Raw genomic sequence first — 23,611 nt, 5'->3', positions numbered from 1 at the left:
ATACGCGACGCGGACTCCGCCTCGTCGTGGGTGGATGCTCCGCCGCCACCACCAACCGCGCCTCGCCAGGCGCGCCGGCAAGGCCGTCTGCCGGCACCGTTCTCCCAGTCACGGCGCAACCCTAGCCAGACCCACCGACATTTTCGGGGGTCCCGGGCGGGCCGGAGTCAGGCGAACACGGGCGGTTGACCGGTCGCCTCCAGTACCGAAAGCCACAGGTCACCGCCGGGGTCGACGAGGTTGCGCGAGCTGATGGCGAGGCTGATCGGCACGTGCACGAACCGGCCCCGCCACCGGCCGACCACCATCTCGGTGCGTCCCGCCATGGCCGCGTGGACCGCCGCGTGCGCGAGCCGGATGCAGTAGACGCTGTCGTACGGGTTCGCCGGCACGCTGCGGATCGTGTAGCTGGGGTCGATGTACTTCAGGTTGGCCTCCACGCCCGCGGCCGCGAAGTCGTCGGCGATGCGGTGCCGCAGGTAGCGGCCGAAGTCCTGCAGGCGCACGTTGCCGGACGCGTCCAGCGACGACGCCGCGTCGAAGAGCTCCTGGCCGGCGCCCTCCGCGACGACGATCATCGCGTGTCCCCGGTCGACGACGCGGGCCCGCAGGTGGGCGAGGAAACCGCCGGGGCCGTCGAGGGTGAACGGCACCTCCGGGATGAGGACGTAGTCGGCGTCGTTGTTGGCCAGGGCCGCGTAGCAGGCGATGAACCCGGAGTGCCGCCCCATCAGCTGCACGAGGCCGATCCCGTTCGGGAACGCGGTCGCCTCCACGTGCGCGGCCCGGATCGCCTCGGTCGCCTTGGCGAAGGCCGTCTCGAAGCCGAAGGATCGTTCGATGTACGGGATGTCGTTGTCGATCGTCTTCGGTACACCGACGACGGCGATGCGCCGCCCGCGCTCCGCGACGACCTCGGCGATCTTCAGGGCGCCGCGCATGGAGCCGTCGCCGCCGATGACGAACAGGACGTTGATGGAGAGCTGCTCGAGGCAGTCGACGATCTCGTCCGGGTCCTGGTTGCCGCGGGAGGTGCCGAGGATGGTGCCGCCGTACTCGTTGATGCCGGCGACCGCGTCGGCGTCCAGGTCGACCACGGCCCGGCCGTAGCGGGCGGTCATGCCCTGGTACCCGTTGCGGAAGCCGAAGATGCGCCGCACGCCGTAGTGGTTGGTGAGCTCCAGTACCAGCGCGCGGATGACGTCGTTGAGTCCCGGGCACAGCCCGCCGCACGTGACGATCCCGACCCGGGTCTTCGACGGGTCGAAGAAGATCTTGCGGCGGGGGCCGCCGGGCTCGAAGCCGGGCAGTTCCTCGACGGGCACGCCACGGGCCGCGACGAGGGAGATCGTGTCGTCGAGCAGGACCCGGTCGGTCTCGTCCACGTAGTGCCGGGTCGTGCGCCCGGTGCGCAGCAGCGCCGCGAGCGGGGAGTCGATGCGGCTCTCGCCGAGCGTCCTGACCTCGAGCCTGGCCCGTTCGTCCACCATGGTCCAATGCTGGTGGACGCGCGTTTCGTACCGGTGAATTCGGTTGAGCGCTTCGCCGCCGCCGGGGATGGTGGAGCGATGCGGGTCACGTTCCACAGGCTGGCCGATCATCAGTGGGCCGACGTGCTCATCGAGCGCGACGACGGCGTCGTCTACCGGATGCACGCCGGGCCGGTGACCGCGCACGCGCCGCACGACCTCGTGCACTTCACCGTCGAGGACGCCATCGGCATGCCCGACGGGATCTGGGGTTCGATCGCCGGTGGGGTCGTGTTCCGCAGCATGACGCACGTGTCGGGGCGCCGGCCGCCGCACGCCGCGGAGCGTTCGGCGGAGCTGATCCGCGCCAACCGTGACCGGCTGCAGCGCGCCGAGCTGATCGGCGGGTTCGTGGAGCGGGCCGCGGCGCTGCCGGACGCGGACCTGGACCGTCTCGCGCCGCAGCCCTGGACGGCCGTCGACCGTGCCGCGGTCGTGCGGGCGGTCGCCGCGTTGCGGGCCGCGCAGGAGACCTGGGCGCGGCTCGAGGTCGGTGCCGAGCTGACGTTGACGTGGCCGCGGCACCGGCGTCTCGCCCCGCTGGAGCGCAAGGTGCGCCGCCGGCAGCCCACGGTCCGGCGGGCTTCCTAGGTGTACGAACCGGGATAGCCACCCTGGCACAGGCACAGCAGGAGCAGGGCGAGCAGGAACGAGATCGCCAGCGTCCAGGCCGCCCGCCGGGCGAGCCGCAGCTGCGGGTCCTCCGGTCCGGGGGTCTTCACGGGCCGGTCGTCGGCGGCGGGCCGGCTGCCGTCCAGCGGGTCCACCCAGCGTGCGGCCTCGGCGGCGAAGCGGTCACCGTAGGCCGCGTGGTCGGCCGGGATGCGCCCGGCGAGGCGGACCGGCAGCGCGTCGAAGTCGCCGCCGTCGCCGACGACGATCACGGAGCCCGGGATCTGCCGGCGGTCGAGGGCCTCCAGGGCGAGGATCGTGTGGCCGGCCGCGTCGGCGTCGGTGCCGGTGACCACGACGACGGGGGCGCGGACGGCGGCCGCGAGGTCGGCCACCGTCGTGACGCCGCCACCGGCGAGGATCACCACCCGGTCGTGCTTCGCGGACAGGTCGGTCACCACCGCGGCGACGGCGTCGAGTCCGGTCCCGGCCGGGAGCTCCGCGAGCGCCCGCACGTACGGCGTCAGCGGCGTGCCGAAGTCACCCAGTACCACAGCCGCCGCGGTGCCGGTGGTCGTCGCGGCGAGGGCGGCCGCGGCCACCACCCAGTCGACGGACGACGAGGTCGGGGTCACGACCCACGGGCCGCGCACGGGCAGGGACATCGGCCGATCCTAGGCCCGCGGTGGCGCCGTCGACGACCGGACCACGAGGTGGGTGGCGAGCTCCACGTGCAGAGCGTCCAGCTGGTGCCGCTCCAGCAGGCGTACGAGCAGCGAAACGGCCATCCGGCCCATCTCCGGCAGCGGTTGACGGACCGTGGTGAGGTTGGTGGCCTCGGCCAGGTCGATGTCGTCGAACCCGGTGACCGAGAGGTCGTGCGGCACCCGCAGGCCGCGGTCGGCGGCGGCCTGCATCGCACCGACGGCGGCCTTGTCGTTGAACGCGACCAGCGCCGTCGGCGGCTGCGGCAGGTCCAGCAGTGCGCCCGCCGCGCGCCGGCCCTGTTCCGTGGTGGGCTCGATGGCGCGCAGCAGCTCGCCGGCGGGCAGTACACCGACGTCGGCGAGCGCGGCGTTGTGCCCCGCGAGCCGGGCGTCGCTGGCCAGCCACTCGGTAGGGCCGCCGATGACGCCGATCCGCCGGTGACCGAGGCCGACCAGGTGCGCGGTGACCTTCCGGGCGCCGGCGAAGTGCGCGGCCGAGACCGACACGATGTCCGGCGGCAGCGTCGTACGCGGGTCGACGACCACGAACGGGATCCGGCGCCGCTGCAGCTCGACGAGGTCCGCGCCCGGCTCCGGGGGCAGGATCACGATGATCCCGCCGATGCCGTCGTGCCGCTCCAGGTCCCGCAGCAGCGGGGTGCGTTGCGCGGCCTCGCCCGCCGTGAGGACCAGCTGGCGGCCGTGCAGCTCGATGGTCTCGGCGATCGAGGAGACGATCAGTCCGAAATAGTCCGTCAGCACGTACGGGCAGCGCAGGTACACCCGGTCGCCGGCCGGCCGGGGGTCGCGGGCGGGCCGCTGCGAGCCGAGCCGCTCGGCCGCCTGGTGCACGAGGTCGCGGGTGTGCGGGGCGACCGTCCCGTGGTCGTTGAGCGCTCGGGAGACCGTGGCGATGGACATGCCCGTCGCCGCCGCGATCTCTCTCACCGTGACCTTGCGCATGCGTTTCAGTCCCCGTTTCACACGTCTTCAGGCAGGACTCTTGACAGTTGGAGGAGCGTGGATGTTTCCTGGTTCCAGGCGATGTTACACGCGCTGTTTCATTTGTTACAGCTACCCCGGCAGGGGTGTCCGGGTCAAGACGGCGACGGTGGGGTGGTCGTCGGGGCCTGGCGGACGGGGCGGGCGGTCGGGGCCGGCCGCCCCGTTCTTTGTCCACAGGCGGGGTGTTGTCCACAGCTGTCGACAAGTCGGCAGCCGGGTGGGCGGTGTGCCGGGTAGCTTCGCGTCGTGTTGTTCATGGTGATCGAGCGGTTCAAGGACGGCCAGGCCCGGCCCGTGTATGACCGCGCCCGGGAGCGGGGCAGGCTCATGCCCGACGGCCTGCGCTATGTCGACAGCTGGGTGGAGGCGAATCTCGCCCGCTGCTTCCAGCTCATGGAGTGCGACGACCTGACCCTGCTCACGACCTGGATCGCCGCCTGGTCCGACCTGGTGGACTTCGACGTCGTCCCGGTCGTCACCAGCGCCCAGGCCGCAGCGGTCGTCGACGGGTGAGCTGATGCTGTTCGCCGCGTTGGTCGTCGTCGCCGTGCTGGTGCTGCACGGCTATCTGTGGCTGCGCCTGGTGCGTGACACCACCGACCGGCCGCGGGTCCGCCGCGCTGGCGCCTGGGTCCTGGCGGCGCTGGCGTTGCTGTTCGCCGTGACGGCCGTCGGCAACAGGGCGCTGCCCCGGCGGTATGAGCCGGCGCTCGAGCGGGTCGTCGGCTGGCCGGGGTATGTGTGGCTGGCGCTCGCCGGGTATCTGGTCCTCGCGCTGGTCGTCCTCGAGCTGCCCGCCTGGCTGGCCCGCCGCGCCGTGACGGCACGGGAGAAGGCAGCACGGGACGAGGCAGCACGGGATCAGGCATCACGCGGCGAGGCAGCACGAGCGGAGGCGACGCGGGATCAGGCCGCTCGGGACGAGGCAGCGCGAGCGGAGGCGACGCACGGTCAGGCTGCGCGGGACGAGGCTGCGCGGGACGTGCGCGGGAGGACGGAGCGGGACGCGGGTGACCTGGGTGACGGGGTTGACCGGGCGCGGCGGCTGCTGGTGGCGCGCGGTGCCGCGATCGTCGCCGGGTTGGCGGCGACCGGGGTCACGACGGCCGGGATGATCAGCGCGCTCGGGCCGCCCACGACCCGGCGCGTCCAGATCCCGTTGCGGAAGCTGCCGCGCGGGATGGACGGCACCCGGATCGCGCTCGTCTCCGACGTCCATCTGGGCACGCTGCTCGGGCGGGCGCACACCGAACGGGTCGTGGCCGCGGTCAATGCCCTCGACGCGGACATCGTGGCGGTGGTCGGGGATCTCGTCGACGGCACGGTCGGCGACCTCGCACCCGCCGCCGAGCCCCTGCGCGGGCTGCGCAGCCGGCGGGGCGCGTATCTCGTGACGGGCAACCACGAGTATTTCTCCGGGCACGAGGACTGGATCGAGCACGTCGGCGAGCTGGGGCTGCGGGTGCTGCGCAACGCGCGGGTGGAGCTCGACGGCCTCGATCTCGCCGGGGTCAACGACGCGACCGGCGGCACCGTCGGCGACCCGCCGGACTACGACCTGGCGCTCGGCGGCCGCGATCCGGCCCGGCCCGTCGTCCTGCTCGCCCACCAGCCGGTCCAGGCGCAGGAGGCCGCGAAGCGGGGGGTGGACCTGCAGCTGTCCGGGCACACGCACGGCGGGCAGCTGTGGCCGTTCCACTATGTGACCAGGATGTCCCAGCCGCTGATCACGGGGCTGGGCGAGGTCGGCGGGATGCCTGTCTATGTCACCAACGGGGCCGGGTTCTGGGGGCCGCCGGTGCGGGTCGGTGCGGCGCCAGATGTGACGTTGGTCGAACTCCGCGCCGGCTGATCGTGCGGAGCGGGTTCATGGCGTAGAGTGGCGCTCGTGATGAACGGCTATTGGCGTTTTACCGTGGCTCCGGGTGGAGCCGGCGGGCGCTTGCGCTGACCTGACATCACCCGGAGCCAGCAAGGGCAGAGACAACAGTCTCTGCCCTTTGTCGTGTCACACGGCGGGCTGGAGCACCGGACCCGCCTCGATGAGGAGATGAGACGGGACATGAACACCAGCAACCTGCGCGTCACCGGGTACCGGCCGCTCGTCACGCCGCGCGAGCTGCAGGCCGAGCTGCCCATGGATGACGCCCGCGCCGAGGTGGTGCGACGATCCCGCGACGAGGTCCACGCGATCGTGACCGGCGCCGATGATCGGCTGCTCGTCGTCGTGGGGCCGTGTTCGGTGCACGACCCGGTCGCGGCCGTCGACTACGCGCGCCGCCTCGCCGCCGTCGCCGCCCGGCACACCGACGACCTGTGCGTGGTGATGCGGGTGTACTTCGAGAAGCCCCGCACGACCGTCGGCTGGAAGGGTCTCATCAACGACCCGGGTCTCGACGAGACGTTCGACGTGCCGACCGGGCTGCGGCTCGCCCGCCGGCTCCTGCTCGACGTGCTCGGCCTGGGCCTGCCGGTCGGGTGCGAGTTCCTCGAGCCGACCAGCCCGCAGTACATCGCCGACGCCGTGTCGTGGGGTGCGATCGGGGCGCGGACGCCGGAGAGCCAGGTGCACCGGCAGCTCGCGTCGGGCCTGTCGATGCCGGTCGGGTTCAAGAACGCCACCGACGGCGACGTCCAGGTCGCCATCGACGGCTGCCACACCGCGGCGAGCCGGCACGTGTTCTTCGGCGTCGACGAGGACGGCCGCGCCGCCGTGGTGGAGACCACCGGCAACCCCGACTGCCACGTCATCCTGCGCGGCGCCCGGTCCGGCCCGAACTACGGCCCGCAGGACGTCACCGACGCCCTCGCCCGGCTGGAGAAGGCGGGCATGCCGCAGCGCCTCGTCGTGGACGCCAGCCACGGCAACAGCGGCAAGGACCACGTCCGCCAGGCGGCGGTCGGCCGCGAGATCGCCGAGCAGGTCGCCGCGGGCCAGGAGGGCATCGCCGGCGTGATGCTGGAGAGCTTCCTCGTCGAGGGCCGCCAGGACCTCGGCGGCGAGCTGACCTACGGCAAGAGCGTCACCGACGCCTGCATGTCCTGGGACACCACCGAGACCCTCCTCGCCGACCTCGCCGCCGCTGTCCGAGCCCGCCGGGGATGACGAAGACGCGCGGGCCGGGTCTGCCCGGGTGACGCCGGCTACGACAGCAGCCGGTCGGTCCAGCCACCCTCGATGATGCCGCGGCCGTCGGCCCAGATCCCCCAGTCGACGACGGCCGCGGCGTCGACGGTCGTCGGTGTCCCGGCCCGCACCGACGGGTCCGTCTCCGCGTCCGACATGCTCACGCCGTGGATGCGGGACGGGTCCGGCCAGCCGGTGACGGTGGACCACACGTATTCGCGGCGCGGGCCGGGCAGGCCGTGCTTCACGATCAGCCAGGCCGGCGCCGCGATCGTCCTGGCCAGGAACCGCGCCCGGGCGTCCGGCAGCGCGGCGCGGGCGGCGGCGATCGCGGATTCCATCCGGGCGTCACGGGGCGCCCGGCGGCTCCCGGTCGCCGGCTCCCCGAACAGCGCCGCGCTGACCGACGTCAGGAACTCCCCCGCGACCCGCGGCTCGGCGACCGGCGACAGCACGGTCAGGAACGCCTGGCCGTCGAACTCGTCCGGCGGGTCGAGCCGCAGCCGGACCTCCGCGTACCCACCGGTGGGCGCCTCCTGCCCGTGCGCGCGGGCGACGTCGCCGTTGGTGACCGCCAGCCGGGGCGGCAGCACGACGAAGCTCGGCTCGCCCTGCAGGGCCAGCGTCCAGTCCCGGATCAGGGCCGACGCGAGCCCGCACAGCGCCCGCGTCCAGGCGGTGGCGAGCACCGGCGGGACGTCGAGGACCTGCAGCTCCGGCAGCCCGAACCGGCCGAGCCCCTTCGTGGTCATCCACAGTCCCCGCGCGCCCGGCGACTGCGGCACGAGCACCCATCGGGTCAGCACGACCCGTCCGCCGGGTCCGGGCAGCGACCGCACCGCCGCGGCCGGCGCGACGACCTGCGGGGTGAACATGTCGACGAGCGTCCCGCCGGTCAGCTCGGCCAGCCCTGCCGCGATCCCCCGCGCGTGCCACTCGTGCGCGGGCGGCCACCCCGGCCGGGACACCGCCCGGCAGACGATCACGTGCGTCGCCGCCCGCAGCTCCCGTACCTGACCCGCCGGCGCGCCGTACACCTCGAGGAACGCGAACGGCAACGGCGGCGCGTCACCGACCGCCGACACGGTGACGCTGATCAGCGGCCCCGCCAGCATCCGCAGCGCCCCGTCCCGCAACGGCTCCGGCAACCGCCGCGCCGCGTCCCGGGCCGCGGCCTGGGCGTCCGCCGGCGGCCGCGAGGTCACCACCACGTACGTGGCCTCCACCAGCTCAGGCACGCTCAGCGTCACCGGGTCGTCCATGCCGGCCATCCTCCCCCTCCCGACGGGCGATGTCCGTCCCCCGGCCCGGCCGACGACCAGATCGCCGTCCCGAGCGGAGGAACCGGACGGGCGGGCCAGGTCACAGGCGCAGTTCGCGGGCGGGCCAGCGGGAGCGGAGCCAGCGGTCGTGGCTGGCGACGACGATCGCGCCCGGGCCCGCGCCGAGGGCGTCCTCCAGCTCGTCGGCGAGGCGCGGGGAGAGGTGGTTGGTCGGTTCGTCGAGCAGGAGCAGCTCCGGCTGGTCGGCCACCAGGAGCGCCAGGGCGAGCCGGCGGCGCTGGCCGACCGACAGGTCCGCCACCGGGCGGGTCAGGTCGCGGGGGGCGATCAGGCCCAGTGACCGCAGCGGCACGGCCTCGGCGCGGTCCGGGCCCAGAGCGAGCTCGTAGGTGGTGGCCACGGTGCGGTCGGGGCGGTCGAAGACGGTGTCCTGGGCGAGGAGGCCGACTGTCAGGCCGCGGCGGCGGGTGACGGTGCCGGCGGATGCCAGCCGGCCGGCGAGGACCGCCAGGAGGGTGGACTTGCCGGCGCCGTTGGGGCCGGTGACCAGGAGGCGGTCGCCGGCGGGGATGTCGAGGCGGTCGAGGGTCAGGCGGCCCGGCACGGCGAGCGACTGCGCCGAGACCAGCAGGCCGTCGGCCGAGGGCGGCAGGGACAGGCCGTTGAAGCGCAGGGGCGCGGGGGGTTTGCGGACCTGGGTGCGGGTGAGGTCGTCGAGGCGGCGGGTGGCGTTGCGGACGCGGCGGGAGATCTGCTGCTGGACGCGGCCCGCGGTGTGGCCGTAGCCCATCTTCTCGCTGTCGCGGCGTTCCCGGCCGGGGGCGACCTGGTGCGCGGTCACGGCGACCGCGCGGCGCAGGTCCGACAGCTCGGACTGCTCCTCGACGAACCGGCGCTCCCAGCGTTCCCGTTCGGCCAGCCGGAACGCCTGGTACGCGGTGTAGGTGCCGCCGAAGCGGGTGGGGCCGTCGACGGCGGGGTCGAGGTCGACGAGGTCGGTGCAGACGGCGTCGAGGAACGCGCGGTCGTGGCTGGCGAGGACGACGGCGCCGGGCAGGTCGCGCAGGTGCGCCTCCAGGAACGCGGCGGCGTCGTCGTCGAGGTGGTTGGTCGGCTCGTCCAGCAGCAGGGCGGCCGGGCGGCGGATGAGCACGGCGGCGAGGGCGAGCCGGCCGCGCTGCCCGCCGGAGAGGGAGCCGAGGGTACGGCCGGCCGGCAGGTCCCCGAGGCCGAGCCCGGCGAGGACGAGCTCGGCGCGCCGGTCGGCGTCCCACGCCTCGTGCAGCTGGGCGCGTTCCAGTACGTCGCCGTACTCCTCGATGGTCAGCCCGTCGGGTGCTTCGAGCGCGGCGAGGTCGGCACGGATCTCGCGCAGTGCGTCGTCGACGACGTCGGCGATCCTCGCCGTGGCGTCGAACGGCATCTCCTGGTGCAGGTAGCCGAGGTCGGCGGGGCGTTCGACGGTGCCCATGTCGGGTTCGTCGGCGCCGGCCAGCAGCCGCAGCAGGGTGGACTTGCCCGCGCCGTTCTCGCCGATGAGGCCGATGCGGTGGCCGGGCGAGGCGGTCAGGGAGACGCCGTCGAGCACCCGACGGCCGTCGTAGGTGCGGACGAGGTCATGGGCGAGCAGGGCGGAAGAAGACATGCGGACACCACCGGCAAGGAACGTCGGAAACCCGCCGGGCAGGCAGTGCCTCGGGCGCGGGTTGGGAGGTGTCAGCGGATCACATCTCCTCCAAGGTACCCCACGGAAAGGATCTACGGCAGCATGGCGTCGGCCACAGCCCGCCGGGCGGGGTTGTTGCTGCCCTTGGTGGCGTCGGGATGCACGCGGTTGGTGAGCAGGACGAGCACGATGCGGCGGGACGGGTCGCACACCATGGACGTGCCGGTGAAGTTCTGGTCCGCGTACAGGTAGCCGCTGCCGGCGGGGGCGACGGGCGGCTCGCGCAGCACGTGCTCGACCCGTTCCGCGGCCGTCGAGCCGACGAGCGGGACGTCCTTCGACAGCCCGGACGTGTGCGTCAGCAGCATCCGTACGGTGATCGCCGCCTTGTCCACAAAGGACGGAAGGTGGCGGGACACCGGCTCGTCCAGCGCGAGAGCGCCCTGCTCGACGAGCCGCAGCGCGAGGACGGCGGTGAACGTCTTCGTCAGCGACGCGAGGTCGTACAGCGTCTGCGTGGTCGCCGGCACCCGCTCGGCGGCGGGCAGTTCGGCCTTCGCGGCGTCGTACCGGACGGCGTCGCCGAACGCGAAGTGCGCCACGACGGCCCCGTCGACGGCGGCGAACACCACCCCGCCGGGGAACATCGCCGAGGCCACGAACGGCGTCACCGCGTCCCGCAGCCGCCCGGCCCGGGACCTGCCGGTCGGCCACGGCGCGGGGGTGGCGACCGGCAACGCCCACGGCGAGACCGGGGACGGCGACGGTGACGGCGCGGGACGGGGCGGCGCCCCGTGGGCGTCGCAGCCGGCGACCAGCCCCGCGCCGAGCAGCAGGAGCGAGCGGCGCCGCACTACGAGGGCGACCGCACGGCCTCGTACAGCGCGGCCATGTCGTCCTCGGCGAACCCGCGGCCGGCCGCGGTGGACAGCAGCGCCGCCGCGGCGTCCACCACGGACCGGTCGACGCCGACGGCCGCGGCGAGGTCGCCGACCAGCCCGGCGTCCTTCAGCGCCCCGCTGACCGGGAACGCCACCGGATACGAACGGTCCATCATGGACGGTGCCTTCGCGTGCAGATACGGCATGTCGAGCGCCCCGCCGGACACCAGCCGCAGGAACAGCGCGGGGTCCAGGCCGAGGCCGTCGGCGAGCGCGACGCTCTGCGCCATCCCCGCGACCGCGGTCAGCACCCAGCTGTTGACGACCAGCTTGATCCGGCTGCCGGCACCGGCCTCACCCAGCCACGTCACCTTCGCCGCGATCGGCCCGCACAGCTGCTCGACCCGCTCGCGGACGCCGGCGGGCCCGGATGCGAGGACGGTGAGCTTGCCCTGCTCGGCGGGCTGCCGCGTGCCGAGCACGGGCGCGTCGACGTAGACCAGCCCGAGCTCGGCGGCGAGGACCCCCAGGTCGTCGGCGCCGGGCACCCCGACGGTGCTCAGCTGCAGCCACAGCGTGCCGGGTGCCGGCGCCGCCGCGGTCATGACCGAGGCGACGGAGCCGGCGTCGAACAGCATGGTCACCACCGCGTCGGCGCCCTCGACGCACGCGGCGGGCGTGTCGCAGACGACCGCGCCGTCGGGTGCCAGGGCCTCGGCGGTCTCAGCCGTGCGGTTCCAGACCCGCACCGGGTGGCCGGCCCGCAGCCAGTTCCGCGCGACGGCCGCGCCCATGATCCCGGTCCCCAGCACCGCGACGGTCATCCGTTGCTCCTTTCAGCAGCCCGGACGTCATTCTTCCACCGGAGGACCGGGTACCGAAGCTGGACAGCGCCGACTCCAGCAGCGGCAGCGCGTGCAGGACCTGCCCCGATCGGATGAGGACGTCCCACACCCGCTCGAACTTCTTCCACCCGCCCGCGTACGCCAGGTGCCGCATCCGGTCACCGAGCAGCGGCTTCGTCGCCGCGCCCCGCCACAGGTTGCCCCACCGGTAGAAGTCCTTGTACGCCCGCCAGTAGCCGTCGGAGAGCTGGCCCGCCGTCATGCCGCGGGGCTCGTGGACGACGTGCCGCGTGTCGTACAGCTCCCAGTCGCGGTGCAGGATCCGGCCTTCGGACGCGATCCGGCGGAACAGGCCGGTGCCCGGATAGGGGGTCATGATGTGGAACGTCGCGGTCTCGATCCCCTGCCGCACGGCCCATTCCACGGTGCGGTCGAAGACGTCGGGCCCGTCGTGGTCCATGCCGAAGACGAAGCTGGCGTTCACCATCACGCCCGCGTCGCGCAGCCGCCGCACGACCTCGCCGTAGTCCCGCCCGACGTTCTGCCGTTTGCGCTGCTCGGCGAGGTTGCCGGCGTTGATGGTCTCGAACCCGACGAAGAGGCTGCGCAGGCCCGCCGCCACGGCCCGCTCCAGCAGCCCGGGCCGCAGGATCGAGTCGACGGTGCCGGCCGCCTGCCACACCCGGCCCGCGCCGCGCATCCCGGCGAACAGCTCGGTGGCGAAGCGCTGGTTGCCGAACAGGTGGTCGTCGAGGAAGTACAGGTGCCGGCCCGGCAGCCGGTCGATCTCGGCGAGCGCGTCGTCGACGGCCTGGGTGTAGAACGACTTCCCGCCCTCGAAGAACGCATCCTTGTAGCAGAAGTCGCAGTGGTGCGGGCAGCCGCGGGAGACCACGATCGAGTTCGGCACCAGGTAACGGTGGCGTTTGATGAGGTCGCGCCGGATCGGCGGCAGTCCTTCGAGGCTGCGCTGTTTCGAGGTGTACCGCGGCAGCGCCGAACGCCGTCGCAGATCCGTCAGGAAGACGGGCCAGGTGTCCTCCCCCGGCCCGCAGAAGACGCTGTCGGCGTGCGCGGCGGCCTCGTCGGGCAGGGACGTGACGTGCAGCCCGCCGAGCGCGACGAACACCCCGCGGGCGCGGAACCAGTCGGCGAGCTCGTAGGAGCGCCGGGCCGAGGTGACGTACACCTGGATGACCACGAGATCGGGCAGCTCGGCGAGGCCGGCGGGGTCGAAGCGCTCGACGTGCTCGTCGACGATGCGCACCTCGTCGTCGCCGGGCAGGTAGCCGGCGAGGGTGGCCAGGCCGAGCGGTGGGAAGAGGCTGTACTTGATCGGCCGGAACAGTGGGCTGGTCGCCTCGGTCAGGGCCGGAAGGATCATCAGCACCCGCATGCATCGACCGTATTGGCCGGCGCGGGACGGCTGGTGTGCGAGATGTGGAGATGTCGTGCGTCGTAGGCTTTGCGGGGTGAAGACCTTCCCGCTCGGTGACCGCACCGTCCACCGGATCGGCTTCGGCGCGATGCAGCTGCCCGGCCGGGGTGCCTTCGGGCCGCCCCGGGACCGGGCCGAGGCCCTGGCCGTGGTGCGGCGCGCGGTCGAGCTCGGCGTCGACCACATCGACACCGCGCAGTACTACGGCCCCGACGTCGCCAATGAGCTGCTCAGGACGGCCCTGCATCCGTACGACGCCCGGCTCGTCCTGGTCAGCAAGGTCGGCGCGGCGCGCGACGCCAAGGGCGGCTGGCTGCCGGCGCAGGAGCCCGAGCAGCTGCGCGCCGGGGTCCTGGACAACCTGCGCTCCCTCGACGTGGAGCGCCTCGACGTGGTGAACCTCCGGGTGACCGGCGCCGACGGCGACTTCGACGCGCAGCTGGACGCGATGATCGCGATCCGCGACGAGGGGCTGATCGGCGGCGTCGGCCTGAGCAACGTCACCCTGGCGCAGCTGGAGCACGCGCTGACCCGCACCCCGGTCGCGTGCGTGCAGAACCCGTACAACCTGGTCGACCGCGGCGGCGAGGACGTGCTGCGGGCGTGCACGGCCCGGGGCATCGCCTTCGTGCCGTTCTTCCCGCTCGGCGCCGCGTTCGGCCGCGAGCGGGTCCTCGGCCACCCGGCGGTGAAGGCCACGGCGCTGCGCCTCGACGTCACGCCCGCGCAGGTCGCCCTCGCGTGGATCCTCGCGGTGGCGCCGAACACGCTGCTCATCCCCGGCACCGCGACGCTGGAGCACCTGGAGGAGAACGTCGCCGCCGGGCGGGTCACCCTCGACGACGAGGCGATGACGGCGCTGACGGCGGCATGACCGCCCGGAAGAACCTGCTGGCCCTGGCGGTGCTGGCGTACCTGAGCGGCTCGCCCATGCATCCGTACGAGCTGTCCAAGACGCTGCGCGCGCACGGCGACGACCGCAGCATCAAGTTCACCCACGGCTCGGTCTACATGGTGGTCGAGCAGCTGCTGAAGGCCGGCCTGATCGCGGAGCAGGAGACGACCCGGGAGGGTCAGCGGCCCGAACGCACCGTCTACGGCATCACCCCGGACGGGCGGGCCGAGCTGCAGGACTGGTTGCGGGACCTGGTCGGCACGCCCCGGCACGAGTTCCCGGCGTTCGGCTCGGCGCTGTCGCTGGTCAGCGCCCTGCACCCGGACGTCGTCGTCGAGCTGCTCCGGGAGCGCCTGGTGCGCCTGGAGGAGCAGCGCGCCACGGCGGCGGCCCTCGTCGATGGCGCCGACCCGCACCCGTTGTTCCTGGTCGAGGAGGCCTACCGGCAGGGCCTGCTGGAGGCGGAGATCGCGTTCGTCCGGCGGTTCATCGAGCAGGTCACCGACCCCGTCGACGGCTGGGGTCCGATGTGGGCGGCGTACCACGAACCAAAATAGTTGACTCTGACTAGTCGACGACGGATAGTTGGTATCAACCAATTGTCTCGCCGGGGGTTCGTCATGGGAACGGTCACGTCCGCGATCGTCATCGGCGGCGGCATCGCCGGCCCGGTCGCCGCGCTCGCCCTGCAGAAGGCCGGCATCACGGCCACCGTCTACGAAGGCCACGACGGCTTCGCCGACGGGGTCGGCGGGGCGCTGAGCATCGCGCCGAACGGCCGCACCGCCCTGGCCGCGATCGACGCCGACCACGTCGTGGAGCGGGTCGGCACCCCGATGTCGGGGATGGTCATGCAGAGCTGGACCGGCAAGCGCCTCGCCGAGTTCGGCTCCTTCGCCGACCTGCCGGCGATGCAGCTGGTCTGGCGGCACGAGCTCTACCGCGCCCTGTACGACGAGGCCGTCGCCCGCGGCGTGCGCATCGAGCACGGCAAGCGCCTCACGTCGCTGGACGGCGGCACGGTGCGGTTCGCCGACGGTACCGGCGCGACTGCCGACGTCGTGATCGGCGCCGACGGGATCCGCTCCACGGCCCGCCGCCTCATCGACCCGTCCGCGCCCGCACCGCGATACGTCGGGCTGCTCGGCTTCGGCGCCCGCTGCTCCGGCCGCGGCGTGGCGCCCACCGGCGACAAGATGCACCTGGTCTTCGGCCGGCGCGCGTTCTTCGGCTACCAGGTGACCGACGCGGGCGACGGCGGCTGGTTCGTCAACCTGCCGTCGAAGGACCCGTCATACGGCGCCGGCAACACGCCCGAGCAGTGGCTGCCGATCCTCGCCGACGCGTTCGCCGGCGACCGGATCCCGGCCGTGGAGCTGATCCGCCGCACCGACCCGGCCGACCTCGTCGTCACCGGCGGCCTGGAGGACATCGCGTCCGTGCCGGTCTGGCACCGCGACCGGACCGTCCTCATCGGCGACGCCGCGCACCCCACGTCGCCCAGCTCCGGGCAGGGCGCGTCGCTCGCCGCCGAGAGCGCCGTGCAGCTGGCCCGCTGCCTCCGCGACCTTCCCGTCCCCGCGGCCTTCGAGGCCTACGAGCTCCTGCGCCGCGCCCGGGTCGAGAAGGTCATCGCGACCGCGGCCCGCACGAACAGCGACAAGGCCGCCGGTCCCGTCGCCCGCGTGCTGCGCGACCTGCTGATGCCGACCATGATGCGGCTGATGGCGAACCCGGAGAAGTGGCGCTGGCAGTTCGACCACCCGATCGACTTTCACGCCCCCGTGGCGGCGACCCGCTCGGCCGTCTGAAGGGTGGCCGCGTCGAACAGGACGAGCCGCACCAGCCCGATGCCGGGCGGCGGGTCCCGCAGCACCGCCAGGGCCTGCGCCACCGCGTCGTCCTTCGGCCACCGGTACACGCCGGAGGACAGCAACGGGAAGGCCACCGACGTCGCGCCCAGCCCCTCGGCCACCGCGAGGGAGTTCCTGTAGCAGTCGCGCAGCGTGGCGGAGCGGTCCTCGGTGGCGCTCCACACCGGGCCGACCGTGTGGATGACCCAGGTCGCCGCCAGCCGCCCGGCGGTCGTCGCGACCGCCTGCCCGGCCTTCAGCCCCTTGCCGAGGTGCCCGACCCGAAGCGCGCGGCACGCCTCGAGGATCTCCGGCCCGCCCTTGCGGTGGATCGCACCGTCGACGCCGCCACCGCCGAGCAGCGACGAGTTGGCGGCGTTGACGATCGCGTCGACCCGCTGCGCGGTGATGTCCCCGGCGACCAGTTCCAGCACCAGGCGATGCTACTGCTCGGGAAGGGGACGACCGCAACGAAATCATCGCCCGCGAAACGGCCCTGGCCGCCGCCTGGCGGTTCGGCGGCAGGGCAACGACGGGCCGCACTGTTACACCACCGTTGGTGTTTGTGCACCCAGCGTCAATCTCCGCCGGGGCGCCCCACGCCACCGCCCGGATTGGTGGACTACATGTACGGCGCGGCGGCAGGTGGCATCCCGCCGGGACCACCGCCTCCGCAGCACGGCAGCCGCCGCGCCTACCCGCCAAATACGATCCGGACGCCGGCACTTCGCACGTCAGTGCTTGAAGGGGATGACCTTCGTGGCGCCGTCGCCGAGGCGCTGGACGACGAGGGTCGCCGTCTCGGGGGTGAGGTTGCGGGCGTCGGCGACGTTCCACGCCTCGCCGGCCGCGTAGGTGGCGCCCTGCCAGGTCGGGTGGACGACGGGGATCAGCGCCTTCATCACCGACTCGAACGCCTGCTCGTCGCTCGCCCGGTCGAAGGTGGTGATCGTGACGACGGTGCCCTCCAGGGTGCAGGTGCCCTGGTCGTGGTAGCGGTAGATCGTCTCGTCGCGGGTGGTCGACTGGGCGTAGTTGTCGCAGCCGAGGTCGGCGGCGATCGCCGCGGCGGGCTCACCCATGTAGGCCGGCCTGGTCAGCTCGCCGGCGACCCGCGGCGCCTGCCAGCCGGCGACGCCCGCGGCGACGGCGACGAGCGCGAACCCGGCCGCCAGCCTTCCCTTGCGCCGGGGCTTCACCTCGGCCGGGGCCTGCGGGTCGACGACGGTCTCCGAGGTCTCCAGGGACGCAACCAACGCGGGCCTCCTGCGGGGGTACAAGCGCGAAATTTTCTGACATGTCGAATTTAGGTGCAATCAGGGTGCGGAGCTGTCCCCCGGGCAGCCAGAAAGGCCGGCGCCTCGGGGGCACCGGCCTTTCCTTCGCGCGGGGAGCGCTACATCGACGACGCGGGGACGAAGGTGTAGCCCGCCGCCTGGATGCCCGTGACGGTCTCCTGCAGGTAGCTCAGCGGCACGTACGGGTGGAAGAAGAAGCTCGCCACACCGTCCCGCACGACCGTGTTCAGCTGCGCGGACTTGACGATGTCCGCCGACAGGTGCGCCGGGTGGTTGTTGAACGGCTCCAGCTCGATGTTGCCGATGTTCTCCGGCACGGTCAGCACCCCGTAGATGTCGCGCACGGTGTAGGGGAAGAACTGGCCGAAGATCCGGCTGTTGTCCAGCGCGCCGCCGCGCAGCGCGCCCGAGGTGTACAGGCCGCGGTCGTAGCGGGTCTTGAAGGTCGCCGCGACCGCCCGGTTGGACGCGTCCGAGCCGGCGTAGTGCGGGAACTCGAAGATGGTCGGCTTGGCCAGGCCCGCCGCGGCGAACGCCGCGAACGCGCCGTCGATGCGACCCTGCGCCCACGCCTGCGAGTCGGCCGGCACCGGGCCGTCGTAGATGACGTAGTTGGTGACCGGGTCGACGTGCGCGGTGTAGAACTCGAAGTCGTCCGCGCTGGCGCCGTTGTACGGGTTGAGCATGCTCTCGTACTGGTGCGTGTAGCCGTGCATCAGCAGCGTGCCGCCGTGCGACTGCATGTACTTGAGCTCCGCGACGACCAGGGGCCGCTGCGCGAGGGTGTAGTCCTCGGCCACCCCACCGGTGCCGGAGCCCAGCGGGTCACGGTAGCGGGAGTACACGGCGACGGAGAACGGGATGTTCTTGCTGTACAGGTAGTTCGTGATCGCCCGCAGCTCGCTCGGCTCGGCGTCGGGGCCGACGTCCTCGATGCGGACCAGGGCCCGGTGCCGCTCCACGGTCTGCGGCGCGAGCACGTCGATCAGCAGGTCGGAGAAGGCGACGTACCGGTCGTCGGCGCTGATGTAGGAGAACGGGATCTCGCCGAGGTAGGTGAAGTTGCCCGACCGCACGCCCCACGACATCGTGGTGCCGTCGGCGCGGACCGCGCTGGCGACCGGGGTGGCCTTCGTGGTGTCGCTGATCGTGGTGTCCATGATGCCCGCGCCGTTCTGCGGGTCACGCGTGAACGTCTTGGCCTTGTAGTTGACCGTCGAGATCGAGGAGACGTCGAAGCCGGTCCACATGAAGCCGCGGTTGGCGGCGAAGTTCGGGTCGCGGGCCGTCAGCTGCCAGATGTTGTCGTAGATCCACACGACCGGCTTGGTGGTCGCGGTCACGTCGTCGAGGAACGCCAGGGGCAGCGGCTCGTCGTACGTGCTGCCGAGGTACACCACGGCCTGGAACTGGTCGATCTCGCCGGCGGCGTAGCTGGTCACCGGCTGCGCGGTCCAGTCGCCGAAGTGGGAGCTGAGGTTCACCGCGGCCATCGCGTAGAGCTCGCCGAGGAAGCCGTAGGGGCCGGTGCTGTCGTAGAGCACCAGGGTCTTGCCGGTGGCGCCGGGGATGCCGGCGCCGTTGACACCGTTGGCGATCGGCGTCGCCGGGGTCGTCACCACCGTCGGCTGCGACGCGGCGGACGTGTTGCCGGCGGCGTCGGTGGCCGTGACGGTGAAGCCGTAGGCGGTCAGCGGCGACAGCCCGGTGAGGGCCACGCTGTTGACCGTGCTCGTCTGGACGGCCGGTCCGCCGCTGATCGTGTACTGGGTGACGCCGACGTTGTCGGTCGACGGCTCCCAGGTCAGCGTCACGCCGGTCGACGTCAGCGCGCTCGCCACCGGGGCACCGGGCGCGCTCGGCGCGGCCGTGTCCGGCGCCGGCGGCGGCGTCAGGGTGGTGAACGCCACCGGGGCCGACGCGGCGGAGACGTTCCCGGCGGCGTCGACGGCCTTGACGGTGATGCTGTGCGCGGTGCCCGGCTCCAGGCCGGCGAGGGTCGTCGACGGTTCCGTGACGGTGGCCTTCAGGGTGCCGTTGTCGAACACCTGGTAGCCGGTGACGCCGACGGCGTCCGTGGAGGCGCCCCAGCTGACCGTCGCGCCCGTCGTGGTGACGTCGGCGACGCTCGGCGCGCCCGGCACGCTCGGCGCGACCCTGTCGGTGACCCCGGTGGTGAACGACCAGGTGTAGGTCGACGTGCTGACCTTCACCGTCATCGTGTACTTCGTCTGCTCGGCGAGCGCGGCCCGCGGCGTGAACGTGAACGTGTGCGTCGGCGCGTCGTAGGCGTAGTACGACGCGACGGACGCGCCGCCGCTGGTCTTGACGAACGAGTACCGCAGCGCCGACGGGTCGACCGCGGTGTCGTAGGTGATCGTCGGGCGGACGCCGACGGCGATGCCGGTCGTCCCGTTCTTCGGCGTGACCCCGCTGACGGCCGGCCCGGCGGCGTGGGCCGCCGTGCTCAGGCCACCGGCGGCGATGGTGCCGACGATCGTCGACGCCACCAGCTTCACCACAGTGCGCACAGGTGCTCGCTTTCCCTTGTTTGGCAGGTGTACTGGCAAGGCGGCCCCGACGGTTGCCGGGGCCGCCCTGTGGTGGTTCAGCTGAAGCTGACGCAGGTGACCAGGCCGGTCACGATGTTGGTGCTGCCGCTGTGCGAGAAGGTGAACTGCCAGGTCTTGCCGTCCGTGGACTGCTTGCCGCTGGTCAGGCCCACGTTGCCGGAGCCGGTCTCGGACCAGGTGCCGACCATCGCGATGCCGGCGTTGTCGCAGGTGATGTTCAGCGTGCCGGACGAGCTGCCGGCGTTGATCTGCACCGAGCCGGACTTGGTGGCGGTCGTCTGGGTCACCGTGGGGGTGGCGCCCTTGATGTTCGCCGTCAGCGTCCAGGTGGTCGCCGCGGTCTTCTTGTAGACGTTGGCCGTGGCGGTGTCGAGGTACAGGTCGCCGACCGCGCCGTTCGCGCCCGCCGGGACGCCGGTGCCGGTGAGCCAGGTCGCGCCGTTGGTGCCGTTGGCTCCGGCCGCACCGGCCGGACCCTGCGCACCCTGCGCGCCGGCCGCGCCCTGAGCGCCCGCGGCACCCTGAGCGCCCGCGGCACCCTGGGCACCCGCGGCGCCGGTCTCACCCTTGGCGCCGTTGACGCCGTCCTTGCCCTTGAGGGACGCCAGCCACTCCTCCGGCGAGCCGGAGAACGCGCCCATGTCGACCGCGAGCTGGTACGCGTCCTTGCCGTCGACGCCGTTCACGCCGACCAGCGAGGCGAGCCACTCCTGCACGGTGCCGACGGTGGGGTCGTTGGCGAGGGCCAGGTCGTAGGCGCTCAGGCCCGGCATGCCCTGGATGCCCTGCATGCCCTGGGCACCGGCGGCGCCGGTCTCGCCCTTCTCGCCCTGAGCACCCTGCGCGCCGGCCTCGCCGGTGTCGCCCTTCTCGCCCTTCGGGCCGGGGTCGCCGTCCTTGCCGTTGATGCCGGGGATGCCCTGGAGGCCCTGGGCACCGGTCTCGCCCTTTTCGCCCTGCGCACCGGTCTCGCCCTTCTCGCCCTGCGCGCCGGTCTCACCCTGCGCACCGGCGGCACCGGTCTCGCCCTTCTCACCCTGCGCACCCTGCGCGCCGGTCTCGCCCTGGGCGCCCTGCGCACCCGCGGCGCCAGTCTCGCCCTTCTCACCCTGCGCGCCCTGAGCACCCTGGGCACCGGCGGCGCCAGTCTCGCCCTTCTCACCCTGCGCGCCCTGAGCACCCTGAGCACCCTGGGCACCGGCGGCGCCAGTCTCGCCCTTCTCACCCTGCGCACCCTGCGCGCCGGCCGCGCCGGCCTCGCCCTGGGCACCCTGGGCACCCTGGGCGCCCTGTGCACCGGCAGCGCCCGTCTCGCCCTTCGCGCCCTGAGCACCGGCAGCGCCCGTCTCGCCCTTCGCACCCTGAGCACCGGCCGCGCCCGTCTCGCCCTTCGCGCCCTGGGCACCGGCAGCGCCCGTCTCGCCCTTGGCGCCCTGAGCACCGGCGGCGCCAGTCTCGCCCTTGGCGCCGGTGGCACCCGTCACGCCGGTCGCGCCGACGGCGCCCTGCGGGCCGGTGGCACCCGTGGCGCCCTTCGCGCCGGCGGGGCCGGTGGCGCCCGTCGCGCCGGTGGCACCCTTCGGGCCGGTGGCGCCGGTCGCGCCGACAGCGCCGGTGCTGCCCGTAGCGCCCTTGTCGCCCTTCGGGCCCGTCTGGTTCCACTGGACCATCTGCTCGCTGTTGCGGCACCGCGTGCCCGACTGGTAGTCGATGACCCGCAGCGCGCTGGTGTTCTTGTCGCGGCAGCCGGTGATGACGCCGGTGTTGCTGGCGGGAATGGCACCGAATGCGGCGGAGCCGACACCGACGAGCACGGCCGCGGCGGTCGCACCGATGGCGGCGATCTTCTGCTTCTTCGAGCGGAACACGCAGTTCTCCTAATTCTGGGCGGTACCTGTGTCGGTGACGACTTGCTTCGCTATTTGCCGGTGACGACGACGCGTTCGGACGGCTTCAGCTGCTGCGGCTTCGGCGGCGGCTGCAGTTCGCTGCGGCTCGCCGGCCGGGAGACGACCCCGGCGTCGGCGGCGGGCGTCCGGTGCGCCGCGGCCAGGTAGATCACGGCGGCCAGGGCCACCGCGACAATCGCGGCGCCGAATCCGATCGCAGCGTTCTTCAGCACGGAAAAACCCCCGGTTCCAGGCCGCGGCACGGCATGCTTGAGAAACCCCCGGAATGCCGGGGGCGAAGAATGGGAATGGCTTTGGTTCAGCGATTCATTGCTGCGCCTGAGGGCGCGTGGATACGCACACCGGATCTCCCGCGGTAGTCACCTGAAAACGGGTCCGGTTTCGCCACTGGCTCCCCACCGGGCCGATCGGCGACCAAAGACGCCCGGTGGATCTAAGCTTCCCGCCAGCCTGAGTGGCTGGTCCACTTAAGGTAGCCGCCCAGGTGCGGCCAGGTTGTCAGCAACCGAGTGGCACCCCACCGACCCGGTCGGATGACACCCCCTCCCGCACCGCGTGGAGCCGGTCACGGGGAGTGATATGAGCTGGACATACCAGGGCAAAACCCCACTCAGCGGGCGCCCAGTGGTTACCCAGCGGTGATGCGGGTTGACGTGTCAGGTGAGGTCCGGGCGCAGCGGTGTCGCCGCGTCCTCCTGCAGCAGCGCGAGGCGGGTCGAGCCGAGGGCGACCGCGGCGACGGCGAGCCGCCACACGACGATGCCGAACTCGGTGGTGGTGATGTGGCCGCTGCCGAAGCGGCCGTTGACCCCTTCGAGTCCCGGGAAGCTCACGATCAGCATGAGCACGGCCGCGGCGGCGGTCGCCGGCGGCAGCCACCGGCGGCTGGTCCGCTCGAACGCGACCCACGCGGCGATCGCGACCAGCACCGTCCCGGCGATCAGGATCATCGCCACGGTCAGCGACACGGGCCGGTGACCGTCGAGCCGGCTCGCGCCATAGATGCCCCAGCCGGTCCACTCGACACCGCCGCGCAGCAGCAGCGTCTGACCGGACTCGGCGACGCCCGTGTTGTCCTCGCTCGCCCACGGCATGCTCATGGCGAGCACCGCGGCGAGCGCCCCGACGAGTGCGACGACACGGGCTCCCATGCCTGCCGACGAGGACCCGGCGCGCTGTGGTGCGGTCATGGTCGTAGACCGTAGTGGATGCACAGCCGCGCGTCAGCGCCCGCGCCCGCCGCCGAGCCGACGGTAGCCGGGATGTACACCGGGGGTGAGGCCCCGCTGGTCGGTGACGCGGCCGCCCCCACAGGCCGGCCCGCTTCTGCCAGGATCGGCCGGATGAGAAGACTGGCGTCGATGACCCTCTTCGTCGTGCTCGCCGGCGCGAGCGGCTGCGGCGGCGACAGCCCGCCGGCGGGCGCGACCGCGCAGTTCACGCAGGGCGGTGTCAGCATGGAGCCCGGGATCAAGCCCGGTCAGGTCGTTTCCGCCCGGCGCGTCGCGGACTACACCCCGAAGCACGGCGACGTCGTGCTGTTCCATCCGCCCAAGGACTGGACGTCGACCGGTTCGCCGATGCTCAAACGGGTGCTCGCCACGGGCGGCGAGACCGTCGCGTGCTGCACCACGCAGGGCAAGGTCACCGTCAACGGAGCCGCGCTGGACGAGCCGTACGTGGTGCAGGACGGGCCGCTGGACGCGCAGCCGGACCCGCGCTCCTGCGCGTCGCGCCGGTTCGGGCCGCTGGCGGTGCCGGAGGGCAGCGTCTTCGTCGCCGGCGACAACCGCGCGGCGTCCAACGACTCCCGGTGCCTCGGCGCGATCGCGGTCTCGTCGGTGTTCGCGGTCGTCGCCGGTCCGTAGCCGGCGGCCCGGGTGGCGGGGGGGGGAGGGGAGGGGTCCGGCGGGCGGGGGGGCCTCTGGGGGGAGCGGGGAGTAGAGGGGAGGTTTTTCTCCCCTCCGTTTCTTTTCCCTCTGGTGGCCG

General features: G+C 73.0%; 22 protein-coding genes. 8 read left to right on the top strand and 14 right to left on the bottom strand.

The window, feature by feature from the left end:
- Nucleotides 1-167: 167 nt before the first annotated feature.
- Complete coding sequence (locus ACZ6TV_RS26220) at nt 168-1,490, bottom strand: ATP-dependent 6-phosphofructokinase (protein WP_465299906.1); 1,323 nt, start codon at nt 1,488-1,490, stop codon at nt 168-170.
- Nucleotides 1,491-1,568: 78 nt separating this feature from the next.
- On the opposite strand from ACZ6TV_RS26220, the gene ACZ6TV_RS26215 reads away from it, so the two are divergent.
- Nucleotides 1,569-2,120 (top strand): hypothetical protein, encoded by a 552-nt coding sequence (locus ACZ6TV_RS26215; protein ID WP_465299905.1) that lies wholly within the window; start codon nt 1,569-1,571, stop codon nt 2,118-2,120.
- On the opposite strand, the gene ACZ6TV_RS26210 is transcribed toward ACZ6TV_RS26215, so the two are convergent.
- Both ACZ6TV_RS26210 and ACZ6TV_RS26205 read right to left on the bottom strand, forming a co-directional pair.
- Nucleotides 2,117-2,806: a hypothetical protein gene (locus ACZ6TV_RS26210; RefSeq protein WP_465299904.1), complete on the bottom strand. Its 690-nt coding sequence runs from the start codon at nt 2,804-2,806 to the stop codon at nt 2,117-2,119. The two genes, ACZ6TV_RS26215 and ACZ6TV_RS26210, sit on opposite strands and share 4 nt — an antisense overlap.
- A 9-nt stretch (nt 2,807-2,815) precedes the next feature.
- Entirely contained in the window at nt 2,816-3,796 is a 981-nt protein-coding gene (locus ACZ6TV_RS26205) for a LacI family DNA-binding transcriptional regulator (RefSeq protein WP_465299903.1), read from the bottom strand.
- Nucleotides 3,797-4,108: 312 nt separating this feature from the next.
- Between ACZ6TV_RS26205 and ACZ6TV_RS26200 the strand changes: the two genes are divergently transcribed.
- From ACZ6TV_RS26200 to ACZ6TV_RS26190, 3 genes are all read left to right on the top strand, one after another.
- Nucleotides 4,109-4,366: a DUF3303 domain-containing protein gene (locus ACZ6TV_RS26200; RefSeq protein ID WP_465300125.1), complete on the top strand. Its 258-nt coding sequence runs from the start codon at nt 4,109-4,111 to the stop codon at nt 4,364-4,366.
- Nucleotides 4,367-4,370: 4 nt separating this feature from the next.
- Entirely contained in the window at nt 4,371-5,705 is a 1,335-nt protein-coding gene (locus ACZ6TV_RS26195) for a metallophosphoesterase (RefSeq protein ID WP_465299902.1), read from the top strand.
- Between the two features lie 210 nt (nt 5,706-5,915).
- Nucleotides 5,916-6,959 carry a 3-deoxy-7-phosphoheptulonate synthase gene (locus ACZ6TV_RS26190; protein WP_465299901.1) on the top strand — a complete coding sequence of 348 codons (1,044 nt, stop codon included), beginning with the start codon at nt 5,916-5,918 and terminating at the stop codon, nt 6,957-6,959.
- A 38-nt stretch (nt 6,960-6,997) separates the two neighbouring features.
- Here the strand turns inward: ACZ6TV_RS26190 and ACZ6TV_RS26185 are convergent, their stop codons facing one another.
- The 5 genes from ACZ6TV_RS26185 to ACZ6TV_RS26165 all read right to left on the bottom strand — a co-directional run bounded on the left by ACZ6TV_RS26185 (nt 6,998) and on the right by ACZ6TV_RS26165 (nt 13,051).
- Entirely contained in the window at nt 6,998-8,242 is a 1,245-nt protein-coding gene (locus ACZ6TV_RS26185) for a DUF2314 domain-containing protein (protein ID WP_465299900.1), read from the bottom strand.
- 100 nt (nt 8,243-8,342) lie between these two features.
- Nucleotides 8,343-9,908, bottom strand: coding sequence for an ABC-F family ATP-binding cassette domain-containing protein (locus tag ACZ6TV_RS26180; RefSeq protein WP_465299899.1), 1,566 nt, complete (start codon nt 9,906-9,908; stop codon nt 8,343-8,345).
- Nucleotides 9,909-10,021: 113 nt separating this feature from the next.
- Nucleotides 10,022-10,783: a serine hydrolase domain-containing protein gene (locus ACZ6TV_RS26175; RefSeq protein ID WP_465299898.1), complete on the bottom strand. Its 762-nt coding sequence runs from the start codon at nt 10,781-10,783 to the stop codon at nt 10,022-10,024.
- Nucleotides 10,783-11,634: an NAD(P)-dependent oxidoreductase gene (locus ACZ6TV_RS26170; protein ID WP_465299897.1), complete on the bottom strand. Its 852-nt coding sequence runs from the start codon at nt 11,632-11,634 to the stop codon at nt 10,783-10,785. Before ACZ6TV_RS26170 ends, ACZ6TV_RS26175 begins: the two co-directional genes overlap by 1 nt.
- Nucleotides 11,534-13,051 carry a B12-binding domain-containing radical SAM protein gene (locus tag ACZ6TV_RS26165; RefSeq protein ID WP_465299896.1) on the bottom strand — a complete coding sequence of 506 codons (1,518 nt, stop codon included), beginning with the start codon at nt 13,049-13,051 and terminating at the stop codon, nt 11,534-11,536. Before ACZ6TV_RS26165 ends, ACZ6TV_RS26170 begins: the two co-directional genes overlap by 101 nt.
- Before the next feature lie 76 nt (nt 13,052-13,127).
- Between ACZ6TV_RS26165 and ACZ6TV_RS26160 the strand changes: the two genes are divergently transcribed.
- From ACZ6TV_RS26160 to ACZ6TV_RS26150, 3 genes are all read left to right on the top strand, one after another.
- Nucleotides 13,128-13,967, top strand: a complete 840-nt coding sequence (locus tag ACZ6TV_RS26160; RefSeq protein WP_465299895.1) for an oxidoreductase — start codon at nt 13,128-13,130, stop codon at nt 13,965-13,967.
- Nucleotides 13,964-14,545, top strand: a complete 582-nt coding sequence (locus ACZ6TV_RS26155) for a PadR family transcriptional regulator (RefSeq protein ID WP_465299894.1) — start codon at nt 13,964-13,966, stop codon at nt 14,543-14,545. The genes ACZ6TV_RS26160 and ACZ6TV_RS26155 overlap by 4 nt, the downstream gene beginning before the upstream one ends.
- A gap of 63 nt (nt 14,546-14,608) precedes the next feature.
- On the top strand, nt 14,609-15,799 hold the full coding sequence (locus ACZ6TV_RS26150) for an FAD-dependent oxidoreductase (protein WP_465299893.1): 1,191 nt from the start codon (nt 14,609-14,611) through the stop codon (nt 15,797-15,799).
- Here ACZ6TV_RS26150 and ACZ6TV_RS26145 read toward each other — a convergent pair.
- From ACZ6TV_RS26145 to ACZ6TV_RS26120, 6 genes are all read right to left on the bottom strand, one after another.
- Entirely contained in the window at nt 15,763-16,278 is a 516-nt protein-coding gene (locus tag ACZ6TV_RS26145; protein WP_465300124.1) for an O-acetyl-ADP-ribose deacetylase, read from the bottom strand. The two genes, ACZ6TV_RS26150 and ACZ6TV_RS26145, sit on opposite strands and share 37 nt — an antisense overlap.
- Nucleotides 16,279-16,575: 297 nt before the next feature.
- Nucleotides 16,576-17,097 carry a hypothetical protein gene (locus tag ACZ6TV_RS26140; RefSeq protein ID WP_465299892.1) on the bottom strand — a complete coding sequence of 174 codons (522 nt, stop codon included), beginning with the start codon at nt 17,095-17,097 and terminating at the stop codon, nt 16,576-16,578.
- A 140-nt stretch (nt 17,098-17,237) separates the two neighbouring features.
- Nucleotides 17,238-19,670 (bottom strand): DUF2334 domain-containing protein, encoded by a 2,433-nt coding sequence (locus tag ACZ6TV_RS26135; RefSeq protein WP_465299891.1) that lies wholly within the window; start codon nt 19,668-19,670, stop codon nt 17,238-17,240.
- 77 nt (nt 19,671-19,747) lie between these two features.
- Complete coding sequence (locus ACZ6TV_RS26130; protein ID WP_465299890.1) at nt 19,748-21,580, bottom strand: collagen-like domain-containing protein; 1,833 nt, start codon at nt 21,578-21,580, stop codon at nt 19,748-19,750.
- A 50-nt stretch (nt 21,581-21,630) separates the two neighbouring features.
- Nucleotides 21,631-21,834: a hypothetical protein gene (locus tag ACZ6TV_RS26125; protein ID WP_465299889.1), complete on the bottom strand. Its 204-nt coding sequence runs from the start codon at nt 21,832-21,834 to the stop codon at nt 21,631-21,633.
- 444 nt (nt 21,835-22,278) lie between these two features.
- A complete protein-coding gene (locus tag ACZ6TV_RS26120; protein ID WP_465299888.1) occupies nt 22,279-22,812 on the bottom strand; it encodes a hypothetical protein in 534 nt (177 codons plus the stop codon).
- Between the two features lie 153 nt (nt 22,813-22,965).
- Here ACZ6TV_RS26120 and lepB point away from each other — a divergent pair, with 153 nt between their 5' ends.
- Nucleotides 22,966-23,490 (top strand): signal peptidase I, encoded by a 525-nt coding sequence (lepB, locus tag ACZ6TV_RS26115; protein ID WP_465299887.1) that lies wholly within the window; start codon nt 22,966-22,968, stop codon nt 23,488-23,490.
- Nucleotides 23,491-23,611 lie beyond the last annotated feature (121 nt).

The organism is Dactylosporangium sp. NPDC051087, from assembly GCF_055586325.1.
This window is presented reverse-complemented; position numbering and strand designations above follow the sequence as displayed.

Bases quoted from the DNA above. Each gene is read 5' to 3' on its own strand.
- lepB (WP_465299887.1), top strand. From the start codon at position 22,966: ATGAGAAGACTGGCGTCGATGACCCTCTTCGTCGTGCTCGCCGGCGCG.
- ACZ6TV_RS26170 (WP_465299897.1), bottom strand. From the start codon at position 11,634: ATGACCGTCGCGGTGCTGGGGACCGGGATCATGGGCGCGGCCGTCGCG.
- ACZ6TV_RS26185 (WP_465299900.1), bottom strand. From the start codon at position 8,242: ATGGACGACCCGGTGACGCTGAGCGTGCCTGAGCTGGTGGAGGCCACG.
- ACZ6TV_RS26220 (WP_465299906.1), bottom strand. From the start codon at position 1,490: ATGGTGGACGAACGGGCCAGGCTCGAGGTCAGGACGCTCGGCGAGAGC.
- ACZ6TV_RS26155 (WP_465299894.1), top strand. From the start codon at position 13,964: ATGACCGCCCGGAAGAACCTGCTGGCCCTGGCGGTGCTGGCGTACCTG.
- ACZ6TV_RS26165 (WP_465299896.1), bottom strand. From the start codon at position 13,051: ATGCGGGTGCTGATGATCCTTCCGGCCCTGACCGAGGCGACCAGCCCA.
- ACZ6TV_RS26200 (WP_465300125.1), top strand. From the start codon at position 4,109: ATGGTGATCGAGCGGTTCAAGGACGGCCAGGCCCGGCCCGTGTATGAC.
- ACZ6TV_RS26195 (WP_465299902.1), top strand. From the start codon at position 4,371: ATGCTGTTCGCCGCGTTGGTCGTCGTCGCCGTGCTGGTGCTGCACGGC.
- ACZ6TV_RS26215 (WP_465299905.1), top strand. From the start codon at position 1,569: ATGCGGGTCACGTTCCACAGGCTGGCCGATCATCAGTGGGCCGACGTG.
- ACZ6TV_RS26210 (WP_465299904.1), bottom strand. From the start codon at position 2,806: ATGTCCCTGCCCGTGCGCGGCCCGTGGGTCGTGACCCCGACCTCGTCG.
- ACZ6TV_RS26150 (WP_465299893.1), top strand. From the start codon at position 14,609: ATGGGAACGGTCACGTCCGCGATCGTCATCGGCGGCGGCATCGCCGGC.
- ACZ6TV_RS26120 (WP_465299888.1), bottom strand. From the start codon at position 22,812: ATGACCGCACCACAGCGCGCCGGGTCCTCGTCGGCAGGCATGGGAGCC.
- ACZ6TV_RS26180 (WP_465299899.1), bottom strand. From the start codon at position 9,908: ATGTCTTCTTCCGCCCTGCTCGCCCATGACCTCGTCCGCACCTACGAC.
- ACZ6TV_RS26190 (WP_465299901.1), top strand. From the start codon at position 5,916: ATGAACACCAGCAACCTGCGCGTCACCGGGTACCGGCCGCTCGTCACG.